This window comes from Vibrio paucivorans, from assembly GCF_054053395.1.
The window spans coordinates 2,512,927-2,538,591 of sequence record NZ_CM133230.1; the positions used below are offsets into that span (position 1 = coordinate 2,512,927).

At 45.0% G+C, this 25,665-nt stretch carries 22 protein-coding genes; 7 read left to right on the forward strand and 15 right to left on the reverse strand.

Annotated features, from left to right (window positions below):
* Window positions 1–19: 19 nt before the first annotated feature.
* The 10 genes from ACXABW_RS11505 to ACXABW_RS11550 form a co-directional block, all read right to left on the reverse strand.
* Window positions 20–673: a riboflavin synthase gene (locus ACXABW_RS11505; RefSeq protein ID WP_457522780.1), complete on the reverse strand. Its 654-nt coding sequence runs from the start codon at window positions 671–673 to the stop codon at window positions 20–22.
* 2 nt (window positions 674–675) lie between these two features.
* Window positions 676–1,812, reverse strand: a complete 1,137-nt coding sequence (ribD, locus tag ACXABW_RS11510; protein WP_457522782.1) for a bifunctional diaminohydroxyphosphoribosylaminopyrimidine deaminase/5-amino-6-(5-phosphoribosylamino)uracil reductase RibD — start codon at window positions 1,810–1,812, stop codon at window positions 676–678.
* Window positions 1,813–1,824: 12 nt separating this feature from the next.
* Window positions 1,825–2,274, reverse strand: a complete 450-nt coding sequence (nrdR, locus tag ACXABW_RS11515; RefSeq protein ID WP_252027874.1) for a transcriptional regulator NrdR — start codon at window positions 2,272–2,274, stop codon at window positions 1,825–1,827.
* 178 nt (window positions 2,275–2,452) lie between these two features.
* Window positions 2,453–3,241 carry a hypothetical protein gene (locus ACXABW_RS11520; protein ID WP_457522784.1) on the reverse strand — a complete coding sequence of 263 codons (789 nt, stop codon included), beginning with the start codon at window positions 3,239–3,241 and terminating at the stop codon, window positions 2,453–2,455.
* Between the two features lie 127 nt (window positions 3,242–3,368).
* The gene (locus tag ACXABW_RS11525) at window positions 3,369–4,619 is read right to left on the reverse strand and encodes a glutamate-5-semialdehyde dehydrogenase (protein WP_457522786.1); all 1,251 of its coding nucleotides are present in this window, start codon (window positions 4,617–4,619) and stop codon (window positions 3,369–3,371) included.
* Between the two features lie 18 nt (window positions 4,620–4,637).
* Window positions 4,638–5,777, reverse strand: a complete 1,140-nt coding sequence (proB, locus tag ACXABW_RS11530) for a glutamate 5-kinase (protein WP_252027879.1) — start codon at window positions 5,775–5,777, stop codon at window positions 4,638–4,640.
* 122 nt (window positions 5,778–5,899) lie between these two features.
* A complete protein-coding gene (gene crl / locus ACXABW_RS11535) occupies window positions 5,900–6,289 on the reverse strand; it encodes a sigma factor-binding protein Crl (RefSeq protein WP_252027881.1) in 390 nt (129 codons plus the stop codon).
* A 101-nt stretch (window positions 6,290–6,390) separates the two neighbouring features.
* Entirely contained in the window at window positions 6,391–7,638 is a 1,248-nt protein-coding gene (frsA, locus tag ACXABW_RS11540; protein WP_252027883.1) for an esterase FrsA, read from the reverse strand.
* 92 nt (window positions 7,639–7,730) lie between these two features.
* Window positions 7,731–8,195 (reverse strand): xanthine phosphoribosyltransferase, encoded by a 465-nt coding sequence (gpt, locus tag ACXABW_RS11545; protein ID WP_252027884.1) that lies wholly within the window; start codon window positions 8,193–8,195, stop codon window positions 7,731–7,733.
* Window positions 8,196–8,231: 36 nt separating this feature from the next.
* Complete coding sequence (locus tag ACXABW_RS11550; protein WP_252027886.1) at window positions 8,232–9,521, reverse strand: NCS2 family permease; 1,290 nt, start codon at window positions 9,519–9,521, stop codon at window positions 8,232–8,234.
* Window positions 9,522–10,539: 1,018 nt separating this feature from the next.
* Here ACXABW_RS11550 and ACXABW_RS11555 point away from each other — a divergent pair.
* Window positions 10,540–12,012 carry an aminoacyl-histidine dipeptidase gene (locus ACXABW_RS11555; protein ID WP_457522789.1) on the forward strand — a complete coding sequence of 491 codons (1,473 nt, stop codon included), beginning with the start codon at window positions 10,540–10,542 and terminating at the stop codon, window positions 12,010–12,012.
* 60 nt (window positions 12,013–12,072) lie between these two features.
* Here ACXABW_RS11555 and ACXABW_RS11560 read toward each other — a convergent pair whose 3' ends face one another.
* Entirely contained in the window at window positions 12,073–12,612 is a 540-nt protein-coding gene (locus ACXABW_RS11560) for a DUF3332 domain-containing protein (RefSeq protein WP_252027890.1), read from the reverse strand.
* Between the two features lie 358 nt (window positions 12,613–12,970).
* Here ACXABW_RS11560 and ACXABW_RS11565 point away from each other — a divergent pair, with 358 nt between their 5' ends.
* From ACXABW_RS11565 to ACXABW_RS11575, 3 genes are read left to right on the forward strand one after another with little or no spacing between them, the layout of a single operon-like run.
* On the forward strand, window positions 12,971–13,411 hold the full coding sequence (locus ACXABW_RS11565; RefSeq protein WP_252027892.1) for an ATP-dependent zinc protease family protein: 441 nt from the start codon (window positions 12,971–12,973) through the stop codon (window positions 13,409–13,411).
* Window positions 13,411–14,316: a 30S ribosomal protein S6--L-glutamate ligase gene (gene rimK / locus ACXABW_RS11570; RefSeq protein ID WP_265686556.1), complete on the forward strand. Its 906-nt coding sequence runs from the start codon at window positions 13,411–13,413 to the stop codon at window positions 14,314–14,316. The genes ACXABW_RS11565 and rimK overlap by 1 nt, the downstream gene beginning before the upstream one ends.
* A complete protein-coding gene (locus ACXABW_RS11575) occupies window positions 14,276–15,367 on the forward strand; it encodes a succinylglutamate desuccinylase/aspartoacylase family protein (RefSeq protein ID WP_457522792.1) in 1,092 nt (363 codons plus the stop codon). The genes rimK and ACXABW_RS11575 overlap by 41 nt, the downstream gene beginning before the upstream one ends.
* A 111-nt stretch (window positions 15,368–15,478) precedes the next feature.
* On the opposite strand, the gene ACXABW_RS11580 is transcribed toward ACXABW_RS11575, so the two are convergent.
* Window positions 15,479–16,840 carry a sodium-dependent transporter gene (locus ACXABW_RS11580; RefSeq protein ID WP_457522793.1) on the reverse strand — a complete coding sequence of 454 codons (1,362 nt, stop codon included), beginning with the start codon at window positions 16,838–16,840 and terminating at the stop codon, window positions 15,479–15,481.
* Window positions 16,841–17,176: 336 nt separating this feature from the next.
* Here ACXABW_RS11580 and ACXABW_RS11585 point away from each other — a divergent pair, with 336 nt between their 5' ends.
* Window positions 17,177–19,720 carry an Ig-like domain-containing protein gene (locus ACXABW_RS11585; protein WP_457522795.1) on the forward strand — a complete coding sequence of 848 codons (2,544 nt, stop codon included), beginning with the start codon at window positions 17,177–17,179 and terminating at the stop codon, window positions 19,718–19,720.
* Between the two features lie 91 nt (window positions 19,721–19,811).
* Here the strand turns inward: ACXABW_RS11585 and ACXABW_RS11590 are convergent, their stop codons facing one another.
* Together ACXABW_RS11590 and ACXABW_RS11595 are read right to left on the reverse strand one after the other, a co-directional pair.
* Window positions 19,812–20,555 carry a YggN family protein gene (locus tag ACXABW_RS11590; RefSeq protein WP_457522797.1) on the reverse strand — a complete coding sequence of 248 codons (744 nt, stop codon included), beginning with the start codon at window positions 20,553–20,555 and terminating at the stop codon, window positions 19,812–19,814.
* Window positions 20,556–20,641: 86 nt separating this feature from the next.
* Window positions 20,642–21,118: a GreA/GreB family elongation factor gene (locus ACXABW_RS11595; protein WP_457522799.1), complete on the reverse strand. Its 477-nt coding sequence runs from the start codon at window positions 21,116–21,118 to the stop codon at window positions 20,642–20,644.
* An 86-nt stretch (window positions 21,119–21,204) separates the two neighbouring features.
* Here ACXABW_RS11595 and ACXABW_RS11600 point away from each other — a divergent pair, with 86 nt between their 5' ends.
* The gene (locus ACXABW_RS11600; RefSeq protein ID WP_457522801.1) at window positions 21,205–23,148 is read left to right on the forward strand and encodes a RecQ family ATP-dependent DNA helicase; all 1,944 of its coding nucleotides are present in this window, start codon (window positions 21,205–21,207) and stop codon (window positions 23,146–23,148) included.
* A 48-nt stretch (window positions 23,149–23,196) separates the two neighbouring features.
* On the opposite strand, the gene dinB is transcribed toward ACXABW_RS11600, so the two are convergent.
* Window positions 23,197–24,225, reverse strand: coding sequence for a DNA polymerase IV (gene dinB / locus ACXABW_RS11605; protein WP_457525009.1), 1,029 nt, complete (start codon window positions 24,223–24,225; stop codon window positions 23,197–23,199).
* A gap of 195 nt (window positions 24,226–24,420) precedes the next feature.
* Between dinB and ACXABW_RS11610 the strand changes: the two genes are divergently transcribed.
* Window positions 24,421–25,638: a diguanylate cyclase gene (locus tag ACXABW_RS11610; protein WP_252027901.1), complete on the forward strand. Its 1,218-nt coding sequence runs from the start codon at window positions 24,421–24,423 to the stop codon at window positions 25,636–25,638.
* Window positions 25,639–25,665: the final 27 nt, after the last annotated feature.

A 25,665-nucleotide genomic window follows, 5' to 3' on the forward strand; every position in this document is an offset into this window, starting at 1 on the left:
TGATTATATGGTCTCGCGATTAAGCAAAACCATTTTGTTGTAAGAGTTCCATGGTAAGGCGAGATTCTGGCTCTGACTCTTTTTGTCCTTGCAGCAGGCGCTCCATATAGCGAGCTAATACATCCACTTCTAGGTTAACTTTGCGACCTACCTGAAAGTCGGCGATAGTCGTTTCTTCACCAGTATGCGGCACAATGGTTAGCTTGAATGCATTCTTGCGTAAATCATTCACCGTTAGGCTGATCCCATCAACCGTAATCGAACCTTTCTCAGCGACGTACTTAGATAGTTCAGCGGGCATGGAGACCCAAAACTCAATCGCTCGACCAACTTGGTTGCGCTCAGCGATCTCACCAACACCATCTACGTGGCCAGACACGATGTGACCACCAAAGCGAGTGGTGGGTAACATCGCTTTCTCTAAGTTCACTTTATCACCGGCCTGATAGTCGGTAAAACCCGTTTTATTCAGAGTTTCGACTGAAAGGTCGGCGGTATAACTTGTGTCGGTGTAACTCACCACAGTTAAGCACACTCCATTGGTTGCAATACTGTCACCCAGTTTCACATCCGACATATCAAGCTTACCAACTTCCACGCTAACGCTGATGTCTTCACCTTTCGGTGTGATAGCGGTTAATGTACCTACAGCTTCTACTATTCCAGTAAACATAATCAGTCTTCTTTCTGTTTTAAGCAGGCAACAACACGAATGTCGCTGCCGACCTGTCGTAAATCAGTAATGTGGAGTTCTAGTACATCCGACATATTTTCTAACCCTAGCGCACCAAACAGGCCTCGACCATCGCTGCCCATCAACTTAGGAGCTAGATACAACACAATCTCATCGACCAACTGCTGCTCTATTAAAGAACGAGCTAGCGTTGCACCGGCTTCTACCCATATATGATTGATATCATGCTGTTTGGATAACGTACTCAGCGTTTCTTTCAGATCTAGCTGCCCTAGCGTGTCCAGTGGAACCGAGACTTCTGTCGCGACGGCATTTTGCTTGTGAGATGCATCAGTATGACTAACCGTCAATATCGGACCGGGTGCTTGCCACAGTTTAAGGCTATCATCGAGTTGACCTGTTCGGTCCAAAATTACCCGGGTCGGCTGGCGAACCTCTTCGTCGCTCATAACCGCTTTGATTTGACTTGGCAACTCACTGTGGCGCACATTCAACGTCGCGTTGTCATCTACGACTGTCTTACTTGTCGAGAGAATCGCTCCGGCTTTGGCCCTAAAGCCTTGCACATCTTTTCGCGCTTGTGGAGAAGTAATCCACTGACTTTGCCCGTTACTTAATGCGGTTTGACCGTCTAGGCTCGCCGCCATCTTTAATTGGACAAACGGCATTCCCGTTTTCATGCGTTTGATAAAACCAGGATTTAATGCAAGCGCCTCTTCGCGCTGCAAGCCTACCTCCACTTCAATGCCAGCTTGTTGCAACATTTTTATGCCACGTCCCGCCACTTTTGGGTTGGGGTCTTCCATCGCACATACAACTTTTGCAACTTTTGCGTTGATTAACCCTTCAGCACACGGCGGCGTACGGCCGTAATGAGAACAAGGTTCAAGGGTGACGTAAGCCGTGGCGCCTTGAGTTCGGCTACCTGCCATTCTCATTGCATGAACTTCAGCATGAGGCTCACCCGCTTTGTGGTGAAAGCCTTCGCCGACAATTTCACCGTTTTGAACGATAACGCAACCAACATTAGGGTTTGGTGCTGTGGTGTATATTCCACGCTTCGCGAGCTCTAGTGCTCGCGCCATCATTTGATGATCGAATATTGAATAGGATGACATGAAACTTCAGGATTAATCTTCTAACTTGGCGATCTCTTCACCAAACTCTCTAATATCTTCAAAGCTACGGTAAACCGAAGCAAAACGAATATAAGCGACTTTATCTAGCTCTTTCAGTTGGTCCATAACTAAATTGCCAATCATTTCACTTGGGACTTCTCGTTCTCCGGTAGCGCGAAGTTGAGATTTGATCATGCTGATGGCTAGCTCAATCGAGTCTGCGCTCACTGGACGCTTTTCCAATGCTCGTTGAAAACCACCCACCATTTTGTCTTCATTGAAAGGTTCTCGATTGCCATTCGATTTAATCACTTTTGGCATGACGAGCTCTGCTGATTCAAATGTTGTGAATCGTTCACTGCAAGCCAAACATTGGCGACGACGACGGACCTGGTGTCCATCGGCAACTAAACGAGAGTCTATAACTTTGGTGTCGTTCTCAGAACAAAAAGGACAATGCATATCACCTCCAGTTGATGCACACGCTTTGGCTTTTCAGCAAAGCTCGAACAGTTTAGCGGAATTGGAGGATTTTAGAAAAGAGTTTGCACGAAAATGAGGCTGGAAGTCGTTTATGACGTGGGATTACATTGGGTCAGCTAAGCATCCGTGCCATAGCCACTTTTAAATTGAACAAAGGTTAGTCAAACTCAATTTTGTAAGACAGCCCAACGGTTGAATCAGCCTCATACAACGTGCTGTCATCATACGTTGCGTACAGGTTGATTGATTGGTTATGGGTGAACGCATAGCTTACGCCACCTCCAACCCAATAGTTACGGTAATCTTCGCTACCCATCGAACCACCGGCAAACGTCATTACAGACCAAGTTTCATTAATCGGCTTAAAAGCAAAGCCACCCAAGTAGCCCCCATGAGGTTGCGTTGGCATCAGAACATATTCACTGACTTTCTTTTGCGGATCGTAGACCTCTTGCATCGAATCCCCATCGCTGTAGTTGTAGCCAAACATCGGGAATATTTGCCAACCTGCAGGTTCAATACCAAAATAACTCAGAGGCATAAACGTACCGATACTATAACTGGTGTTGCTCGAGCCATCGTCGTATTCACTATTGCTAAAATAGAAGTTAACAATTCCGATATCAAATAGCCAAGCACCACCCAACGTCCACTCTCCACCATCTCCGTATACCGATGCGTTCAGCATTCGAGCATCATCCAGCCCTACCGACCCCGACACCTTGACCTCCCCGGTATAACCAAGTGAGAACTTAGTCACCACTTTGGTTGGGTCATCGTGATGCTTTTCTGATTTGGCTTTTTTTATCGGGGTAGTTTCGTTTTCAGCGGCTTTCGAAGTCTGAATACTTTCAACTTCAGGCTTGGTATCGTTGGATTGAGTAGGTTCTTCTGCCAACGCACCACTTGCCAATAAAGCAAGCAGCGCAATTACCACTTTTTGCATTTCAATTTTCTTCCAAATAGTAAAAAGGCAAGCTCAATGCTTGCCTTTTTCAGTCAATTGGTCGCCAATGTAATGCATCTTTAATAAGCTGAATTACCACTTCACGCCATATAAGAAATTACATCGTTTATGGTCGAGGTAAGTAGTTAGCCTTACCAACCCACTTGTAACTTGTTAGCTCTTCTAGTCCCATAGGGCCACGAGCATGAAGCTTCTGAGTCGAGACGGCTACTTCAGCCCCTAAGCCGAATTGTGCTCCATCGGTAAAGCGAGTCGAGGCATTTACGTAGACCGCTGCAGAGCCAACTGAGTTAATGAACAACTCTGAGTTTTGTAGACTGTTAGTCATAATGGCATCTGAGTGGCTCGCGTTGTGAACACGCATGTGGTCAATCGCTTCTTTCACGTCGGCCACCACTTTAACGCCCAATGTGTAGCTCAGCCACTCGGTGTCAAAATCACCATCAGCCGCATCTTTGACTTGAGCAACACCTTCCAGTAATGCTTTGGCCTTTGGCTCAGCCACTAGAGTAACTCGCTCTGCTAACTGCTTAGCCAGTTTAGTCAGAAACTCTTGCGCGACTTTTTCATGCACCAATAAGGTATCTAGCGCATTACACGCTGAAGGACGCTGAACTTTTGAGTTTTCAACCACAACCAATGATTTGTCTAGGTCTGCACTTTCATCAACAAAAATATGGCTGATCCCAAAGCCGCCAATGATCACTGGAATCGTGCTGTTTTCTTTACACATTTTGTGTAAACCCGCACCGCCACGTGGAATGATCATATCAACGTATTCATCGAGCTTGAGTAGCTGAGATACCAATTCACGATCTGGCTTTTCAATGTACTGCACCGATGCTGCTGGCAGCTCTGCTTTTTCTAGAGCGGATTGAATCACTTTTACCAACTCCATGTTGGAGAAAAAGGTTTCTTTACCACCACGTAGAATACTCGCGTTACCCGTTTTCAAACACAGCGCTGCAATATCGATGGTCACATTTGGGCGCGCCTCATATATTACGCCAACGACTCCAAGAGGCACACGACGGCGAGACAAAGACATGCCGTTTTCTAGCACTTTGCTGTCAATCTCACTTCCTACAGGGTCGTTTAAGCTAATAACGTTTCGTACATCATTGGCAATACCCGCTAAGCGGTCTTGGTTAAGTAGCAGTCGGTCAAGCAGAGCATCAGTAAGCCCTGCTCCTCGGCCAAGTTCAATGTCCTTAGCGTTTGCCGCTAGGATAGTGTCAGCATTGGCTTCTAGTTCGTCTGCGATGATCGCTAGTGCTTTATTTTTTTGAGCCGTTGATGCCGTTGCTAAGTGGAAAGCCGCTTCTTTTGCCGCTTTACCCATATTCATTAATTCCACTTGGATTCCCTCTCAATTCTATTCTTGAATCACGACCAGATCGTCGCGGTGGATAACTTCCGAACCATAGTCATAGCCCAGAATAGAGTTAATATCTTTACTGTGTTTGCCAGCGATATTAGACAAGTCAGCACTCGAATAGCTTGTGATACCTCGAGCAATTAATTGGCCATTTGCGTTAGTCACACGAGCTACTTCACCGCGAGCAAATTCACCACTGACTTTCATCACGCCTTTCGCCAATAGGCTGCTTCCTTTGCCTACTACAGCGTTCACTGCACCGTCGTCGATAACAATATCTCCAGAAGCAGCAGGTCCCGCTAGTATCCAGCGCTTGCGATTTTCTAGAGCTTCATCGCAAGGCAAGAATCGAGTACCTTGTGGTTGCTCACTCAATGAATCTGAGATGACATTGTGAGCACTGCCCGCAGCGATGATCACTTCAATGCCTGCTCGACGAGCAATATCTGCCGCTTGCAGTTTAGTCGCCATACCACCAGTACCAAGTGTGGTACCACTGCCACCAGCAATTTTACGCAACGTGTCATCAATAGTTTTCACTTCTTTGATCAGCTCAGCGTTTGGATCTTTACGCGGATCGGCCGTAAACAAGCCTTTTTGGTCTGTCAAAAGCAGTAACTTGTCTGCACCACACAAAATACCCACTAAAGCCGATAAATTATCGTTATCACCGACTTTGATTTCACTGGTGGCCACTGCATCATTTTCGTTAACGATTGGGATAATATCATTCTCAACCAAGGCATTAATGGTATCTCGTGCGTTGAGAAAACGCTCACGGTCTTCTAGGTCAGCACGAGTAAGCAGCATTTGGCCAATTTTCAGGTTGTAGAGTGCAAACAATGATTCCCATGTTTGAATCAATTGGCTCTGCCCTACAGCAGCAAGCAGTTGTTTGCTCGCCATGGAGTTGGGCAGTGCGGGGTAACTTAAATGCTCTCGGCCTGCTGCAATTGCACCAGACGAAACAACCACCACTGAGTGGCCTTGTTTTTTTAACTCTGCACATTGACGGACAAGCTCGACCATATGAGCACGGTCTAACGCCAAAGTACCACCAGTTAGAACACTTGTTCCCAGTTTCACAACGACTGTTTTCGCTTGTGAAACGCTTCCGCTTTGTTGATTCGTTGTCATGTTGTCTTTTGAAATGAAAAACGTATAAGAGGAGATGTTTTAGCAATCAAATGAATATTTCACAAGCAGAAAAGGTGCGAAAACGCACCTTTTTAGTCGTAGAAGAAGATAAATACTTAAAATCAGACGAATTCTACAGATTCTTTATGTAACTCGACGTCTATATCGAACCTTTCTTTCAAGGTTGCAGTCAATTTATTGTGGAAGTCATCTTGTGTACGGTTCACTTCAGCGACGGCTTTCTTTGGAATACTATCGCCCTGCCAATCTCCTGCTGAATCGTACTTACCGGAATGATACTTCGCTAGGAAGCCCTGCTCCGATAATTCTAACTCTAGCCACCACCCCCAAAACTCTCGTTCTTCTGGGGACTTTTTGTCGTTTACACACACTGACAAGCAATCAAACATGTAGTACCCCTCGTTTGATTGCGACTCCCTTAGATATGGACCAATTGCCCTTAACGTACTAATCAAGCGGTAATGAGTAGGTTTTTTCGTCATCTCTGACATATTGACTCTCCATTTCAATGGTAAGAATGACAATTATTATTATTTATCATGTGGTTATTTTTAACTCACATATATCATGCTTGACTAAATTAGGAGAGTTGTCATCTAAATAGTTCATCTTCTAGCCACTTTATGGCTAAATCGAGGGATTGCTCATATCCTTGTGTAATTGTTTTACTTTTTATTTGCTTAGCTTTTCCATATTGACTGAAAAGTGCAACGAGTTGATTATCTGAAAGCGGTGAAACCGGATCGCCTTCCAAACTAAGCGCTAAGATAGGCACCTTAGTTTTTCTACTCTGTAGAAATCCTTGTGATTTCAAAGACCAAGCTGTCATTTGCCCTGCTAAGCTATTGATATCCACCACCGACTTACCTAACCGAGACGCCAGTACATCTAAGTACATTTTCGACATCTGCTTAAGTTTATCCGGTGAAGACAGCACATCATGAATTGGGGCACCCAATGAAACACACGCTTTGATTTTATCTTGCTCCAAGAAAGACAAACGCACCATCGCATTGCCACCAAAGCGGAAACCAATCAACCCCACTTTGAAATGATCAACCCAAGGTAATTTTGGCAATTCATTCACCACAGCTTGCACTAAGCTAGATGAATCCTCAGACAGCGGCCAATGAGAACTGTGGCCAACGGAAGGCATATCGACGGTTAGCATGGCGATATCACGTTTCGCAAAGTGATTTTTGAACAACTTCCACATATCCGACTGCAAGCTATCTAGGCCAGCACATACTATGACCACTGGCTGCGGCTTTTCAGTATTCGACAAATGCAAATTGACCGTGACTTTTTTGTTTTGATACGGGATTTCGAGTTGCTTAATGACGTACTTGGTCTTTTTGGCTCCTTCCGCATAGGCATTATGTGCAAGCACCTGAGCTTGTGCGGCTAAGTTATCATTTTTTAAATGAGGGTAGCCCGCAATACTGAAACATAGAGAAGCGGTAAATAGTTCATCTGCAGCTGATTCTCCGTCTAGCGTGCCTGAACGGCGTTGGTGTTCCATACCAAGCTTGGTCCATTCATACGCCCAGTTACCGCTGTGATAGCCCATCACGGTATCAAGCCAGTTGTCTTCCGTTCTCGAATGCTTAGAAGACGCTATCTTCGCCAATACAGCTTCTTGTTCTATTGGGTCAACGCCCTGCCAAGCCCACTGCAAACGATGCAGATTACGGTACCAAGCCGTATCTGGGTTGCTTTTCTTCTCGTCCAACACACTTTGGTTGCTTGGCATGTATTGAGTGAGGGCCGAGGTTTCTCTTGCTTGCTTATGCTTAACAAACAAGGTTTCGGAGAGGTTCTTGCTGACTTCTTCAGACATAGGGAGCTCTATTGCTTAGCGTGAATCTGCTCTAATAGTAATAAAAAAAAAGACCCTATAAAGGGTCTTTTTCCAAGAATTTAAGCAATCGCTTATTTTTGCTTGCGATTGATTGGCTCAGCGTACTGAATCGTCATATCCCAAGGTTGCTCGATCCAAGTGTCTTGAGCGATATCAACAACGTAGTCGTCTAGCAGCTCAACACCAGATGGCTTAGCACATACTGCGATAAGCTTCGCTTTAGGGTACATTTCACGAAGTTTACGTGCAGTGTCACCACTGTCGACTAGGTCTTCAACGATTAGGTAACCTTCGCCGTCACCTTCTGGCGCTTTTAGCACGCTCATATCACGTTGATGATCGTGGTCGTAGCTTGAGATACAAATAGTATCTACGTAACGAATTCCCAGTTCACGAGCCAAGATTGCACCAGGAACAAGACCACCACGGCTTACCGCCCAGATGCCTTTCCATTGCTCTGCAGGCATTTGCTTTTCTGCCAGTTGACGACAGTATGTCTGCATGTTGTCCCAAGTGATAATGAATTTATTGCTCATTGTAAAAAACCTAATATTTGAAATGTTGTGAATTCATTAAGCTACGATGTACTTGATGATAAAGATTGCCGACATAATCCATACACTCATGGATACTTCGCGGCCCTTACCACTAAATAACTTAATTGCAGCGTAAGCGATAAAACCTAGTGAGATACCTTCCGCAATAGAGAACGTTAACGGCATGAGTAAACAAGTCACTACTACCGGTGCCGCCTCTGTCAGATCTCGCCAATCAATGCTCACCAATCCAGAAAGCATTAGGATTGCAACATAAAATAGCGCCCCAGCGGTCGCGTAGGCAGGGATCATACCAGCTAATGGCGAGAAGAATAATGCAAGAAGGAACAAAATGCCAACAACTACAGCAGTTAAACCTGTACGGCCACCAGCTGCAACACCGGCAACACTTTCAATGTAAGAAGTTGTGTTTGACGTACCCAGCAATGCACCTGCAGATGTTGCAGTAGAGTCCGCTAGAAGTGCACGATTTAGACGTGGGATTTTGCCATCCTTGCCGATTAGATCTGCTTTTTGCGCCACGCCGACTAGTGTGCCCGCTGTATCGAACAAATCGACAAATAGGAATGCGAACACAACCGAAATCATGCCGATTTCAAACACTGCAGAAAAATCTAGCTGCATGAAGGTTGGTGCAATGCTTGGTGGCGCTGACATAATGCCTGCCCACTGTACGTCGCCAAAAACTAGACCTAGACCTGTTACCGCTAGAATCGCCACCATAACCGCACCTTTCATGCCACGGTGAACTAGAGCGATAGTTAAGAAAAAACCGATTGAAGCGAGCACTGCTGGTAGCGAGGTGATTGAACCAAGCGAAACCAGTGTCGCAGGGTTATCAACAACAATACCAGCGTTTTTAAGTGCGATAAAAGCGAGGAATAAGCCGATACCAGCAGAGATACCAGTACGCAGTGACATTGGGATTGAGTTGATGATCCACTCACGAATTTTGAACACGCTGAGTAAGATGAACAGCACACCGGATACAAATACAGCCGCCAATGCCACTTGCCATGTATAACCCATACCTAGCACAACGGCGTAAGTAAAGAATGCGTTCAAGCCCATACCTGGTGCTTGAGCGATTGGGTAGTTAGCAACAAAGCCCATGATGAAACAGCCGATAGCCGCAGCTAAACAGGTTGCAACAAACACAGCACCGTGGTCCATACCTGCATCTGACAGCATTGCTGGGTTTACAAAGATAATGTAAGCCATGGTCAGGAAGGTAGTCACACCTGCAATAATTTCAGTTCTAACGGTGGTTCCGTGTTCGCTGAGTTTAAATAGTCTTTCGAGCATGTTCGAATCCTACAATGGGTAAAAAGTAAACGGTTGCGTAATCGATTGGCTGCAGATTATAAAGTTATCAAATACTAAATTCCAGATAGAATTAAGACTCTAATTAGGTTTTGCTAGAGTTATGACGATTTCAATATGCAGGCAATACAATAACTCTAGACAAAAGTTCTTATAATTCAAATTAATAGAAAGATAGGCAGCAAAAGTCTAAGTGATGCTTTTTTGCACCATGTCGCAAACTTTCATTGTGTATGACGGAGCAAATGTGCGATTTGATATGAGTTTTAGAGAATAGAAACCGGTGATTATCATTCACTGGGGAAAGTATTTGTTGGCGGCGAAGTTTTAAGCACTTCAATTTAAAGATAAAAAAACGCCACTCAATTTGAGTGGCGGTTGAATCATGTCAGCAGCAAGCGCTGTAAAAAAAATTCCAATATATAGGGGTGAACAAACTGTTCGAGTTACAAGCTTCCGCTAATTAGTAGCCAAAGCTAGTAGGGTATGCAAAGTTGCTAGTGTAAACAGAGCTGTTAAGCCAGAACATTGCAGATGGTAAACCTTTCATAACTATCACCTTTTAAATCAATTAAACATACGGTTGATTTCTCGGTTCCTTGGAGGCGATAAAACGGACTCATCCTTTGAGCATTTTGTCTTCTCTTTCGAAGTTGTGTACAAATATACCACCAAGAAATTTAATTACAAGAAAAAGAGTGATTAAAATCACATAATTTTCATTTATTGACTTACATCAAAAGAATTGAGTAATTAAATTACAAAATCATCAGCCAGTCTGCGTGATTTAATACTCAATGAGTTACACACTAAGCGTTCGAGGAATGTAGATGTTCTGTGACATTAATAAACAATTTCATCACTCACTAGACTACTCGCTCGATAAAGGGAGTGGTATGCTGTACATCACTACATCGTAGGTCATATCTAGATAATCAAACTACATTATCAGCCAATTACCACCAAAAGATATGGCAAATTATTACAAAAGGAGTCATCCGTGTCTGAATTCCATTCTGAAATCAGCAACTTGTCACCAGCTCCACTGTGGCAGTTTTTCGATAAGATCTGTTCTATCCCTCACCCATCAAAGCACGAAGAAGCGCTAGCACAATACATTGTGAGCTGGGCAACTGAACAAGGTTTAGAGGTTCGCCGAGACCCAACTGGCAACGTTTTTATCAAAAAGCCAGCGACAGCCGGAATGGAAAACAAGAAAGGTGTTGTTCTTCAAGCGCACATTGATATGGTGCCGCAAAAAAATGAAGATACAGACCACGACTTCACTACAGATCCAATCCAACCATATATTGATGGGGAATGGGTGACAGCCAAAGGTACAACTCTAGGTGCTGACAACGGTATGGGTATGGCGTCTTGTCTTGCCGTACTGGCATCAAATGAAATCAAACATGGTCCACTGGAAGTCCTACTAACCGTTGATGAAGAAGCTGGTATGACAGGCGCCTTTGGATTAGAAGCGGGTTGGCTAGAAGGAGAGATCCTTCTCAACACAGATTCAGAGCAAGAGGGCGAAGTATACATGGGCTGTGCTGGTGGTATCGATGGCTCAATGACCTTCGACATCGCTCGTGAAGCACTTCCTGCGGGCTACGTTACTCGTCAGCTAACATTAAAAGGTCTTAAAGGTGGCCACTCTGGCTGTGATATCCACACAGGTCGTGGCAATGCAAACAAACTGGTTGCGCGTTTCCTAGCGGGCCACGCGCAAGAATTAGATCTGCGTCTTGTTGAGTTCCGCGGTGGTAGTCTACGCAATGCTATCCCACGTGAAGCCTTCGTAACAGTAGCGGTGCCAGCTGAAAACGAAGCTAAACTGGCTGAGCTATTTTCTTACTATACAGACTTGCTGAAAGAAGAGCTTGGTAAAGTAGAAACTAACATTGTCTCGTTCAACGAAGCTATAGAGTCTGCTTCAGATGTGATTGCAGTTGCTGATCAGCAACGCTTCATTGCTGCATTGAACGCATGCCCGAATGGCGTGATTCGTATGAGTGACGAAATTGAAGGCGTGGTTGAAACTTCACTGAATGTTGGCGTTATTACCACAGATGCAAGCAAGATTACCGTGCTGTGCCTAGTTCGCTCACTGATCGATTCTGGCCGCAGCCAAGTCGAAGGGATGCTAACGTCTGTTGCTGAACTTGCTGGTGCTCAAATTGAGTTTTCTGGTGCTTACCCTGGCTGGAAACCAAATGCAGATTCCGAAATCATGGCTATCTTCCGTGATATGTACGAAGGTATCTACGGTCACAAGCCAAACATCATGGTGATTCACGCAGGTCTTGAGTGTGGTTTATTCAAGAAGCCTTACCCTAATATGGATATGGTGTCATTTGGCCCTACCATCAAATTCCCACACTCTCCAGACGAGAAAGTGAAGATCGACACAGTCGCTCTATACTGGGAGCAAATGGTGGCACTGCTTGAAGCTATCCCAGCGAAAGCTTAGTTGCAGTTCAATTAAAAAGCCGAGTCTGTGTGACTCGGCTTTTTATTGTCAGTTGATTCTCTATACCTTAGAGGCAGCAAGCTCTTCTAGTTGTTGAATCGTGGTTTCAGCAACCAATTCACCGTCAATAAAGTACTGTACGTTCTGTTGGTCTTTCACACCCAAAAGTACCGCTTTCTCACCATTACTGTAAGTAATGTCCATTTGAATCGTATTTTCATCAATCTGCTTCATTTCGCCTTGCTCAAAAGAGCGGTACATCGAGATAGGAGCCACAGGCGCTTCTTTCAATGAATCGTCTAAGTCATCGTTAATATCCAACATAGTATCGGTTTTGGTATCGAAGATGTGTGGCGAGCCATTGATTGGGTTTTTACCTGTCCAGAATTCCAGTGAGTTGAAAATAATATAGTCGGCCGCGGTAGTAATCGCGTAAACCGGAGCCAAGAGAAAGTTCACACCAGCACGAGCATAGCGGTTATCCACGACTTCAACGTTAAACTGCATGAGCTTCCCCGTTACAGCCATACTACCTACACACCCAGTCATACTTGCCGCTATCGCTGCAATAGCCACTGCTTTTACAATTGTTTTTTTCATAAGTCCCTCTAATTAAAGACGTTAACCATCTGAATAAGCATAGAACAGCTTTCAAGTTGCATATAAGAATTTGCCTTTTTAGCGAATAATTAACGCCAAAACGTGGCTTTTATCCCAATTTTCAGTCGCTTATTACCCCTCCACCATCAATAAATAATTTTTGTCTTAATGGTCATTTTTTTTCGTTGGTCAGTAAAAAACTCTACTGATACAGTCCGCCTCCTTGAAGCTTCTTAGGCTCATCACCAAAGCCTTCTTCAAGCGATAACTCAAATTTAAATAACCCTTTTAAGTTGTATCGGTGGACTCGCTTTATCCCAAATCGAGTCTGTATTTCTCTCTAATAGTTTGTAGTGCGATGAAACAAAAAATGATTGTTGGTTGGCGAGAAACCCTCAGCCTGCCTGGTTTAGGTATTGAAAAAATTAACGCAAAAATCGATACCGGAGCCCGAACGTCTTGCTTACACGCGTTTAAAGTAGAGAGCTTTAAAAAGGACGAAGCTCTTTGGGTTCGATTTTGGATCCACCCATTTCAGAACAATTCGGACGTGGTGACCGTTTGTGAGGCTGAAGTGGTTGATGAGCGTACCGTCCGCGATTCGGGCGGACATGAAGAACTGAGATACGTCATCAAAACAGAAATGAGTTTAGGGGGCCAAATGTGGCCAATTGAAATCACCCTAACCAATCGAGAAAACATGGCATTTCGAATGCTGTTAGGCCGCACTGCAATGCACCATCGTATTGTCGTCGACCCTGTGGAATCTTTTTTAATCGCTTTCGAGGAGAGCAAATAATGAAAATTGGTATTCTTTCACGTAACGCAAATCTGTACTCAACTAAGCGTCTGATTGAAGCGTGTGAAAGTCGTGGACACGAAGTGAAAGTCATTGATGCACTGCGCTGCTACATGAATATCAATTCCGATAAGCCAGAAATTCACTTTAAAGGTGAAGAACTGTCTGGCTTTGATGCGATTGTTCCTCGAATTGGTGCATCTGTGACTTTCTATGGCACTGCTGTGTTACGTCAGTTTGAAATGATGGGTGTTTACCCAGTGAATGAATCGGTAGCGATCACTCGTTCACGCGACAAGTTGCGTTCAATGCAATTGCTGTCTCGTAAAGGGATTGGTATGCCAATTACTGGCTTTGCAAGCAAACCAGATGACGTCAAAGATCTGCTAGATATGGTCGGCGGAGCGCCTGTGGTCATCAAGTTACTTGAAGGGACACAAGGCATCGGTGTTGTACTGGCAGAAACGCGTAAAGCGGCTGAGAGTGTTGTTGAGGCGTTTATGGGCCTCAAAGCGAACATCATGGTTCAAGAGTACATCAAAGAGGCTGGCGGCGCGGACATTCGCTGCTTCGTCATCGGCGATAAAGTGATTGCAGCGATGAAAAGACAAGGTGCGGAAGGCGAATTTCGCTCTAACTTACACCGTGGTGGAACCGCTTCTCTGGTGAAAATCACTCCTGAAGAGCGCCGCACCGCAGTCGCGGCTGCGAAAATAATGGGTCTAAATGTGGCTGGGGTCGATCTACTAAGATCAGAGCGTGGTCCATTGGTCATGGAAGTAAACTCATCCCCAGGTCTGGAAGGTATCGAGGCCGCAACTGGTAAAGACGTCGCTGGGATGATTGTCGAATTTATTGAGAAAAATGCGGCAACAAAAAGGACGAAAACTCGTGGCAAAGGCTAAAAAAAATACGGCATTCGAATTCTTAGGTGAATTCGTTGCCCCAGGAGAGCGAAGAGTTATTGAGTTAGAAGCTGCAAAGCTCTATACCCACTCCCCGCTTTCTATTCCCGTAGAAATTATTAACGGTAAACAAGCTGGGCCAACATTAATGGTCAACGCTGCAATTCATGGTGATGAACTCAATGGCGTCGAAATCGTGCGTCAACTGATCAACACCATTGATACCGATAAGCTAAAAGGGACGGTTATCGCCGTCCCGATCGTTAACGTGTTTGGCTTCATTCATAAGTCCCGTTATTTACCCGACCGACGCGACCTAAATCGTTGTTTTCCGGGAAGCGAAAAAGGTTCACTAGCATCACGTATGGCACATACGTTTTTTACCCAAGTAGCAAAACGTTGTGACTATATTCTGGATTTACACACAGGTGCCATTCACCGAACAAATCTGCCTCAACTGCGTGCAGATTTGAGTAACCCAGAAACGCTACGTATCGCGAACGCGTTTGGTACACCAGTGATCGTCGATTCACCTCTACGTGATGGCTCACTGAGAAGTGAGGCTGAAAAGCTCAATATTCCAGTATTGACCTACGAAGCAGGGGAAGCACTGCGTTTTGAGCCAATCTGTATCAGCGCAGGCTTTATTGGTGTTCAACGTGTTATGCAGGCTATCGGTATGCTTCGTGCGAGCCGCAAGAAGTTGCCTACACCGGTCATTGCGAAATCCACCAGCTGGCTTCGAGCAGAAAGTGACGGCATATTACGCACCGTTGTTACACTTGGTGAAAAAGTAGAGAAAGGCCAAGTATTGGCATACATTAGCGCACCACTCGGGCACAGTGAAATTGAACTGAAAGCTCACAAGGGAGGCATTGTCATTGGCCAGCAAACACTACCTTTAGTCAACGAAGGAGATGCGGTGTTCCACTTAGCTTACTTCACTCAAGACGATCAACAAGTCGAACAGGTTGTGGAAGAGTTTATCGAAGTCGCAGCAGACGCCGATGTCGACCCACTCACGACGGGGCAAATTAACTCGCCAGTCTAAGCAGCTATCGCATCTTAAGTAACTAATGCATATAAAAAGCAACTAACGCATATAAAAAAGCCCTGAAGAAAAACTTCAGGGCTTTGTCTATTTAGCTATAGCTAAAACGAATTAACCGAATGAAGCCCAAATCACAGTAGCGACCAAAACCGGGCAAACAAACTTCACATACGCAGGCCATAACTTTCCAAACCAGCCTTGCGTGAACTCTGGGCAGCCTTGCTCTAGCTCTTTTATTTTTGCGTTTCGGCTCCAAACCCACCCACCAAAAAGGCAGAACATCAGCGCGGCTATTGGCTGTAAATACTGAGTAGCAATCATCGCAACTAAGCCAAACAAATCCCCAAAGTTAAACACAATAAATACACTGAATAACGCAATTGCACCACCTAACACCCAGCTAGTAGCACCGCGTTTCGTATTGAAACGCTCACTGACTAACGCAACTGGGCATTCCAGCATCGAAATAGAAGACGTAAGAGCCGCGATTGTTAGCAGTAAGAAGAAAACGATCGAAAAGATTTGCCCAAGGATCCCTAAGCTATCGAACATCATCGGCAACACAGTGAAGACTAACGTATCCGAGCTCAGTAAGGAGCCATCTTCTGCGTAAATCTGAACACCTTTTTGCATCGCAACAAACATCGCAGGCATCACGACCAGACCCGCGATAAACGCTACCGCTGTATCCACCAGCGTTACATTCATTGCCATCTTGGGTAAGTTTTCTTTCTTACTTAGGTAAGAGCCGTAGATCAACATAGAGCAACCACCAATGGTCAACGAAAAGAACCCCTGCCCCATAGCAGCTAAGATCAGTTGCCTATCCCAGACTTTTTCAAAGTCCGGCACCAAGTAATGCTTCAGCCCTTCCATCGCACCAGCTTGTGTCATGATGTAAATAAAAAGTAAGCCAAACAAAACAAACAGCGCAGGCATTAAACGCGTCGACCACTTTTCGATCCCTTGTTTTACGCCGCCCTGCACTATCAAAATCGTCAATACATAAAATGTGATTGCCCCAAAAAGGTTGCGCTCGACGCTAAAACCTTTAAACCAGGCCGTTACCGCTTCTAAGCCGAGCAACTCAGTAACAGCACCAAGCAAGAAACAAATCAACCAGCCGCCGACAATACTGTAGAAAGCAAGCACGGCGCAAGGAACCGATAGCCCCAGCCAACCTACCCATCCTCCGGCGCGTTTCGCCATCGGGTGAGAAGAGAGTGAACGCATGCTGTCTACAGGGTTAGCTTGTCCAGACCGACCGATGGCCATCTCAACAACAAGCATTGGAAATGCCACAACCAAGATCATGACAAGATAGACAAGTAGAAAAGCACCACCACCATTACTGGCAGCCTGGGTCGGAAAACCCCAAATATTACCTAAACCAACCGCAGCGCCCGCAGCAGCAAGAATAAAACCAAGGCGTGAACCAAAGTGTTCACGTGTCGATGAATCTGTATGTGTCATAGTGTCAAACGCATCAATAAACTAGTGGGCTAGTACGGTATTACTACACTCGCTAAAAATCAACTCCAACACAGCATTAATTAACCACAAAAACCACACAAGTCGACACGTAACACTATGAAAAGGAAGCGATATAGTTAATAAGTCTTTTCTAATTTGTAATAAAAGCATATTCCGTGAAGTGAGCCGTAAAATGTTTGAAACCGTGCTCATATGCATAATAGAGACGTGATATTGAATGAGAAAAATTAAACTATTCATGTATTTAGCAAGCGAAATTCAAAACATAAGCTAGACGTTTAAGAGTCCATTATTAATTACACTAAGGAGAGGGAAATGGGCTCGAATATACTCAGAGGAGCAATCATCGCTGCGCTTGGGGTCAGTTACCAAGCACATGCTTATGATTGTACGGCATTAGCTAATTGGGATGCTGGTACCGTCTATAACTCTGGCGATCAGGTTCAACAGTCGAACATCGCCTACAAAGCAAGTCATTGGACGCAAGGTAATGATCCAGCCTCAAATTCCGGCCCATGGGAAGCTTGGGTATCATTAGGCCAATGTGATACTGGCGGTGGAAATATCCCCCCAGAGGTTTCACTGACCTCACCACTTAACAACGCCACCATCCCAGAAGGAACGGTGACGAGTTTGCAAGCCAACGCCTCGGACTCTGACGGTAACGTCGATAACGTTGAATTCTTTGTTGATAACCAGTCAGTAGCGGTCGTTACCCAACCACCTTACTCTGTCGATTGGACGGCCACTATTGGCGCAACTTCAGTGAAAGCCGTTGCAACCGACGAGCAAGGGGCCTCTACCACCAGCCAAGTAACTATTTCCGTCACACCGTCTGGTGGATTAGTACCTCCTTCAGTATCGCTGACTAGCCCTACGGGCAATGAGCAGCTGACAGCAGGAGAGACTCTTGTCATCTCCGCCGACGCTTCTGACTCGGATGGCTCCATCAGCCAAGTTGAATTTTTCATTAACAATCAGTTGGTCGCCACAGATACCAGTGAACCATACCAATATAGCTGGGTATCTGAAGTGGGGACTCATAGCTTCAAAGCCAAAGCAACTGACAACGATGACCAATCAACCAATAGCCAAGAGGTCAGCCTGAGCGTATCGTCAAGCTCTAGTGGCGGCTGTGCAGACATACCAAACTATGTAGCAGGGACAAGTTATACCGCCGGACAGGAAGTCCAGAACCTCAACAATAAGTATCGCTGTGACGTCGCTGGCTGGTGTTCATCGAGCTCTGACTGGGCGTACGCACCAGGTGATGGTTTATATTGGACCGATGCATGGACAGACTTAGGCGCTTGCAGCACACCACCTGTAGTCACTATTCAATCACCACAAGATAACAGTGTTGTGCTCGCAGGCTCATTGGTGACCATTGAAGCAGACGCAAGTGACACTGACGGTTCAATCCAACAAGTTGAATTCTTTGCCAACAACACGAGTCTCGGGGTCGTGACCCAACCGCCTTATAACTATGACTGGTCTGCAACTACAATCGGCATGAACACAGTACGTGTCGTTGCAACAGATAACGAAAGCAATACCGGAGAATCGAGCGTTAATGTTAACGTGAGTGATCAAGACCTTGTTGTCTCACTCACCTCCCCTACATCAGGACAAACCGTTGGTTTAGGCAAGAACACCGTTATCACTGCAGACGCAACGTCACTAACCTCCAGTGTTAAGCAGGTGAACTTCCTACTCAATGGTGCCGTCATCGCTAGCGATACTACTGCACCATACTCTTACACTTGGGTACCTGGCGCCATCGGTTCATACACAGTCACTGCTCAAGCAGAAGATAACGCAGGTTCTAGTGTTGTGTCTGATGCTGCAACGATTACCGTTGTCGAACAAACAGAGAAAACTCACAAGCTGATTGGTTACTGGCATAACTTCGTCAACGGTGCCGGATGCCCGATGCGCTTGGCTGACATGTCTGACGCATGGGATATCATCGATATCGCGTTTGCGGAAAACGACCGCAGTAGTAATGGTACGGTTCACTTCAACCTTTATTCTGGCGATATCCACAGTAGCTGCCCTGCGCTAGATCCTCTGCAGTTCAAACAAGATATGGCGGCACTGCAAGCAAAAGGTAAAAAGTTCGTTCTGTCACTTGGTGGCGCTGAAGGCACGATCACTCTGAATACTGACCAAGATGAAGCTGCCTTTATTGCCAGCCTAACTGACATCATTGCTGAGTGGGGCTTTGACGGTTTGGATGTAGATCTGGAAAGTGGGTCTAACCTTGTTCATGGTTCTCAAATCCAAGCTCGTTTAGGACGTGCATTACTGCAAATTGAACAAAATATGGGTGGAGATATGTACCTCACCATGGCACCAGAGCATCCATATGTTCAAGGTGGCTTCGTGGCCTACTCAGGAATTTGGGGCGCGTACATTCCAGTGATCGATGCGACACGAAGCACGCTAGATTTACTTCACGTTCAACTATACAACAACGGTGGCTTACCAAACCCATACATGTCTGGTGCTGCACCCGAAGGTTCTATCGATATGATGGTAGCTCAATCGAAAATGTTGATTGAAGGGTTTGAACTTGCCGATGGTACGATGTTCGCCCCTCTACGTGATGACCAAGTCGCCATCGGTTTACCTTCAGGGCCTAGCTCTGCGAACTCCGGACAAGCTCCAACACAAAACATTCTCGATGCACTTGATTGTTTAACCAAAGGAACAAAATGTGGCTCTATCCAGCCTGCATTTAACTATCCAAACTATGCAGGTGTGATGACATGGTCAATCAACTGGGATGAACACGATGGCTTTAATTTCTCGGGCCCTGTCGGGGACAAGCTAACCCAAATGAACAATGAACGTTGATCCGTTCATCTGATAGACAAAGTTACTTAGGGCTAAGTAAAAGAGCGCCATATTGGCGCTCTTTTTTTGACTTCAATGATTTAGTCGAACCCTAAATCGTAAATGTTTGGTAATCCTTCAACTCAGGGATTTTCTCATGCAGCTCAAGCTCTTGCTCCGCAATATCATCCAAAGATTCACACAGCTCCTCGCCTTGTTGCTTAATCTCTGCTGAATGCTCCTTTAAACGCTCTTCCACTCGGACTTTTAGCTCCGCCATGCTGTCTGCCAGTTCAGTAAGGTTTAGCCCACCATCCTGTTTCATTTTTTCAGACATCGCATTGAATGCACTGGAGATGAATTCTTGATTAAATAACTGCTTCGCTTTTTCAAAGTCTTCTGCCCAAGACGCCGCCATCGACTCAAAGCTTTCTGCTGGCAAAACTAAATCGCCGTCTTGATAATAGCGAGCTTCAATATCAGCAAAGAATGCTTGCATTGACGCCTTAACGTCATCAAATGCACCCGGCGCATCCAGGCTTTGCGCGACATCATCAACGATGTCATTCGCTAAAGCTAACCCTTCACTGGCAATTTGTTTTGCTCTAGGCAAGTACTCATTCATGCTATCGCGGTACTGCTCGACCGCCGCTTGCTGCTCAGCGTTTAGCTCAACTTTTTCACCGTGAATATAAAGGTTATTACTGTCATCAAACACGGCTTTTTCACCGCTGGTTTGCTGAATCTCTAGAGTTTGCCCATCCAAATGGATTTCATTTTTGATATCAACTTTACACTGCGCAGCCCATACAGAGTGACTCATCAAAAGTGATACCAGTAAAATGCTTTTCTTCATAATCATCTCAACAATGGTTTTAAACAGTATACCCAAATTAAGGGAAAGAAGGTTAGCGGCTAGTCAACTGTAATAAAGAACGATGTCTAAGCAATGTCTACAACTTCGTAATACACAGTAATACCATTAATTGCCAGCTCGACCTCATCTTCTACTTGCCTCCCAAGTAACGCTTTTCCAAGCGGAGCTTGCGGGGTTAATACCGACACTTCAATTCCCTGGCAATCTACACTCACTCCGCCCGCTCTAGGACCAATGAAGAAATATTTTCGTTCATTTTCTTCATTCGCAACGGTTACCAAAGAGGCCATAACCACCGTATCTGATGCTTCCCTAAGCACTAGCTCTTTAAAAACTCGAATATCTTCTTCGCATTCCTGCACTCTCATCGCTTGCCCATGCGCCAAATACGAGGCCTCTAGCGCTAAAGTATCGTACTTGTGTTCAGGTACAGTTTCTTCATCAGTAGCTGCATCGATGGCACGTTGAGTCGCAGCTTGGGCGACCAATAAATTTTGTTCGAGCTGTAGCAAGATTATTTGGTGCAGATCAGATTTATTCATACATGTGTGCTGTGGTTTTCAAAGAGCTAAAGAATAGAATCAGGTACAATCAAGCGCAAGCTTTTCACTAGCAGGTTATGGGGATAATGATTGAAGATACGTTAAAGCAAGTATTTGGTTTCGACACACTAAGAGAAGGGCAGCGTCAAGTTGTAGAAACGATACTATCAGGCGAATCCAGTGCAGCGATCTTTCCGACTGGGTCAGGTAAGTCTCTTTGCTATCAATTGCCAGCGTTACACCTACCCCATCTCACATTAGTCATCTCGCCACTACTTGCATTGATGAAAGATCAACTGGCCTTCCTGCAGAGTAAAGGGATCGCGGCAGCGTCCATTGATTCGAGCCAAGATAGGCAACAAACCCAACACGTGATGCAGTCGGTACGCAACGGCGAAACCAAGATCTTGATGATCTCAGTTGAGAGGCTAAAGAACGAGAGATTTCGTCACTTCATCGCTCAAGTGCCAATTTCACTACTTGTCATAGATGAGGCACACTGTATGTCGGAATGGGGACATAATTTCCGACCTGATTATTTAAAACTGCCTCATTACAAACAGCAGCTCAATATTCCACAAGTGTTGCTCCTCACAGCCACAGCGACACCGAATGTCATCAAAGACATGCAAAGTAAATTCTCCATCAGTGCAGACAACACGGTTGTGACTGGCTTTTATCGCTCTAACCTTGATCTGACTATCTCACCTTGCCAAGAGCACGAAAAAGCTGAAGCACTGCATCGCATTTTAGCTCAAGATCCACTCGCACCCTCCATCATCTATGTCACCTTACAGCAGACCGCGGAGCAAGTTGCAAAGCAACTGAACCAACAGGGCTTGCTTGCAACCGCATATCACGCTGGATTAAAAAGCGAGCAGCGCGACGATATTCAACAACGATTTATGAATGGTCAAATTCACTGCATTGTCGCAACAATTGCCTTTGGCATGGGGGTAGACAAATCCAATATTCGCCAAGTGGTACATTATGATCTCCCCAAATCTATTGAAAACTACTCACAAGAAATTGGCCGTGCAGGTAGAGATGGTCATACGTCACATTGCACCTTATTAGCGAACCAAACCGGCTTACATGTACTCGAGAATTTTGTTTACGGAGACACACCGGACAAAGAAGCGATTCAAAGCGTCATCGAGGAAATTTATCAACAAACTGGCCAGTGGGAAGTCATGCTGACTAGGCTATCTCGAGAGAGCAACATTCGACAACTGCCACTCAAAACACTATTGGTCTATTTAGAGTTGGCCGCTGTTATCGAGCCAAAATACAGCTACTTCGCCGATTATCGTTTTAAGTTTGTTGCCACTCAGCAGCATATCGAAGAGCAGTTTTCCGGTGAACGTCGTCAGTTTGTTGAAGCTATCTTTGCCTGCTCGCCTAAAGCACGGACATGGTGCCAAGTCGATTTTGAAGCCTTATGGATGCACAGCCAAGCAGATAGACAACGTGTGATAGCTGCTATTGATTATTTCCATGAGCAAGGCTGGATTGAACTCGAAAGCAAACAAATCACCGATGTCTTTGGAGTTTGTGACACATCTAAATCAGTACAGCAGCTTACTGAAGAACTGTTCCAACTGTTCAGAAATAAAGAAAACGCTGAGATAAATCGGTTACATGAGATGCTCAACTTTTTCCAAACCGAACATTGCTTGAGTCATCGATTAGCAAGTTACTTCTCGGATAACAATGCACCAAGTCAGTGTGGGCATTGCTCCTCATGCAGAGGGAATATCGCCACATTGCCAAGCAGTAGCCAGCTGAAGATTGACAACCAACTTCTTCAACAATGGTTGAATGAATTTAGAACAGCAAGTACCAAATCATCAGATACTCAACCGTTAAGCCCTGAGGCACTGGCGCGCTTTTTGTGTGGGATAACCACGCCACTGTCGACCAAACTTAAAGCTCGCTCGATGAACGGCTTTGCCAAATTAGAGCAACACCCTTTTTCGACGGTTCTCGAAGCCGTGAAGTCCGTCAGTGGAATTGAGAATCAAAGATAAGTAATTATCGTGGGGGCCTTTGTTCGACGTGCTTTTCGAACAAAGGCCCTAAAAGAAGCTCAATTGCTTAGTTTGTTGATCTGGTTTAAGCATGACATTCAAGCCGAGTAAGCGTATCTCTCGGCCATTTTGACGCTTTAAGATATCTCGCAAGAGCCCTTTAAAATCTTCTAGCTCTAATTGACCATGAATATGCTCAATAGTCGTCAGTTGGAAGTCGGCAAATTTAAGCTTGATGCCCTGCTTTATGATGCTCTTATCAGGACTCACTTTCACCAAGCGCTGCTCAAGCTCGGGGTAAAGACGTTCTTCTATAACCTGCCAACATTCATCATAACTAGAAATATTCTCGCTGAACGTCCTTTCTACACCAACCGACTTGCGTTCACGCTCCACCACAATTTCACGTTCATCGATACCATGACTTCGTTTCCACAATGAAGCTCCCTGCCGGCCAAACTGTCGCAGCAGCTCTCGATAGTCACTTTGCTTGATATCTTCACAAACATAAAAGCCGGCTTTATGAAGTTTTTCTAAGCTCACTTTTCCCACTCCCGGAATCTTTTCTAACGGCAGCTTATCAACGACTTCTTGGACTCTTTCAGGAGGGATAACGAACTGCCCATTTGGTTTGTTCATATCTGAAGCGACTTTGGCCAAGAATTTAATCGGAGCCACTCCAGCAGATGCCGTAAGCTGAAGCTCGTTCCATATGTCCTCCCTGATCGCTTGAGCAATCAGTGTCGCTGACCCACGACACATGGTGGATTGGGTCACGTCTAAGTAGGCCTCATCAAGAGACAAAGGCTCTATAAGTGGTGTATAGCGACTAAAAATAGCTCGGATATGCTTTGATGTTTCTTTGTATACCTGCATTCTACCTGGAACAACCAAAAGCTCAGGGCATAGCTTTAACGCTGTTGCGGTAGGCATTGCGCTACGTACACCAAACTGCCTCGCCTCATAATTGCAGGTACTGATCACTCCGCGCTGCTTTTCATGTCCGCCAACGGCCAATGGCCGATTTCGGTAGTCAGGATTGTCGCGCATCTCAACCGCTGCATAGAAGCAGTCCATGTCAACATGAATGATCTTTCTCGTTACTGACTCCACAGCCCACCAAAGAAAAACTGTACAAAAACACAGTATACAAAATAATGAACGTTCAGGCACGAAATTAGGTTGGTTCAAATATTAAAAATTAATCGTAGCCAAATCGCCTGACTAATTTATTATTAGTTGTATCAGGATAAAAATGATAGGGACGGATCTTTGAGTCAAAAAATACTTGTTGTCGAAGATAGTCGTGCGTTTCGCAATTACTTGGAACAGCAACTAAGCCAAGCTGGTTTCGAGGTACTTGCTGCCGAGTCAATCGAACAAGCAAACAAAATACTCCAACATGAACACCACCTACTATGCGCGGTGCTGGATTACTGCTTACCTGATGGCCAAGATGGCGAAATCATTGATATAGTCCTCAATCACGATCATAAAGTGATCGTCCTTACCGCCATGTTTCAGGAAGAAATACGCGAAAAAATGTTGGCTAAAGGTGTTTTGGATTACATCTTAAAAGACAGCATGGCCTCAGTTTCCTACTTGCTCCCGCTAGTAAAACGCTTAACCAATAATCAAAAGCATAAAGCGCTCGTCGTTGATGACTCAGCCGTGGTAAGAAAACACATTACTCAACTGTTGGAACACCAATACATTTCCGTATTACAGGCCAAGAATGGCATTGAAGGTCAGAAAGTCCTATCGGAAAACTCAGACATTACTTTCATTATTTCTGATCACGATATGCCAGAAAAAGATGGCATTACCATGATTCGTGAAATTCGCACAGACTACGACAAGAATCAATTGGCGATCTTAGGCCTATCCGGAAGTGACGATAGAACTATGACAGCTCGCTTCCTCAAAGCAGGAGCTAATGATTTCCTATATAAGCCGTTCAACCAAGAAGAATTTTTCTGTCGAGTTCATCAAATTCTAGACATGAAAGAGGCCACAAACGAACTCTTTCGCATGGCTAACCAAGACGCCTTAACCGGACTTTGGAATCGCCGTTTCTTGTTCAATCAAGTTTGCAATGGTTGTGAAAAAAGAAACATAGCCATGCTCGACATCGACCACTTTAAAAAGGTCAACGACACATATGGCCACGATGGTGGAGATGCTGCACTGAAAACGCTGTCTAGCATCCTCAAAATATACTTCGAAGATGATGTCGTTGTGCGGTTTGGTGGTGAAGAATTTTGTATTCAATCATGTGCCCCAATCCAAGAGTTTACCAACCGATTGGAAATCATGCGCCAAAGAGTAGAGAAAACCACGATTACTCATAACGAGCAGCAGCTATCTATTACGATTAGTATCGGCGTGACCGATATCGAAGGGGATTTGAACGAGCAAATAAAGGTCGCTGATGACCGGCTCTATTTGGCCAAAGAAAATGGTCGAAACCAGATAGTATCAGTTGGATAAACTCCCAAAACTAAAAAAGCCCGAAGA

Excerpts from the sequence above, each read along its gene's own strand:
- ACXABW_RS11505 (WP_457522780.1), bottom strand. The coding sequence starts at position 673 with ATGTTTACTGGAATAGTAGAAGCTGTAGGTACATTAACCGCTATCACA.
- ribD (WP_457522782.1), bottom strand. The coding sequence starts at position 1,812 with ATGTCATCCTATTCAATATTCGATCATCAAATGATGGCGCGAGCACTA.
- nrdR (WP_252027874.1), bottom strand. The coding sequence starts at position 2,274 with ATGCATTGTCCTTTTTGTTCTGAGAACGACACCAAAGTTATAGACTCT.
- ACXABW_RS11520 (WP_457522784.1), bottom strand. The coding sequence starts at position 3,241 with ATGCAAAAAGTGGTAATTGCGCTGCTTGCTTTATTGGCAAGTGGTGCG.
- proB (WP_252027879.1), bottom strand. The coding sequence starts at position 5,777 with ATGACAACGAATCAACAAAGCGGAAGCGTTTCACAAGCGAAAACAGTC.
- crl (WP_252027881.1), bottom strand. The coding sequence starts at position 6,289 with ATGTCAGAGATGACGAAAAAACCTACTCATTACCGCTTGATTAGTACG.
- frsA (WP_252027883.1), bottom strand. The coding sequence starts at position 7,638 with ATGTCTGAAGAAGTCAGCAAGAACCTCTCCGAAACCTTGTTTGTTAAG.
- gpt (WP_252027884.1), bottom strand. The coding sequence starts at position 8,195 with ATGAGCAATAAATTCATTATCACTTGGGACAACATGCAGACATACTGT.
- ACXABW_RS11550 (WP_252027886.1), bottom strand. The coding sequence starts at position 9,521 with ATGCTCGAAAGACTATTTAAACTCAGCGAACACGGAACCACCGTTAGA.
- ACXABW_RS11560 (WP_252027890.1), bottom strand. The coding sequence starts at position 12,612 with ATGAAAAAAACAATTGTAAAAGCAGTGGCTATTGCAGCGATAGCGGCA.
- ACXABW_RS11565 (WP_252027892.1), top strand. The coding sequence starts at position 12,971 with ATGAAACAAAAAATGATTGTTGGTTGGCGAGAAACCCTCAGCCTGCCT.
- rimK (WP_265686556.1), top strand. The coding sequence starts at position 13,411 with ATGAAAATTGGTATTCTTTCACGTAACGCAAATCTGTACTCAACTAAG.
- ACXABW_RS11575 (WP_457522792.1), top strand. The coding sequence starts at position 14,276 with ATGCGGCAACAAAAAGGACGAAAACTCGTGGCAAAGGCTAAAAAAAAT.
- ACXABW_RS11580 (WP_457522793.1), bottom strand. The coding sequence starts at position 16,840 with ATGACACATACAGATTCATCGACACGTGAACACTTTGGTTCACGCCTT.
- ACXABW_RS11585 (WP_457522795.1), top strand. The coding sequence starts at position 17,177 with ATGGGCTCGAATATACTCAGAGGAGCAATCATCGCTGCGCTTGGGGTC.
- ACXABW_RS11590 (WP_457522797.1), bottom strand. The coding sequence starts at position 20,555 with ATGAAGAAAAGCATTTTACTGGTATCACTTTTGATGAGTCACTCTGTA.
- ACXABW_RS11595 (WP_457522799.1), bottom strand. The coding sequence starts at position 21,118 with ATGAATAAATCTGATCTGCACCAAATAATCTTGCTACAGCTCGAACAA.
- ACXABW_RS11600 (WP_457522801.1), top strand. The coding sequence starts at position 21,205 with ATGATTGAAGATACGTTAAAGCAAGTATTTGGTTTCGACACACTAAGA.
- dinB (WP_457525009.1), bottom strand. The coding sequence starts at position 24,225 with ATGGACTGCTTCTATGCAGCGGTTGAGATGCGCGACAATCCTGACTAC.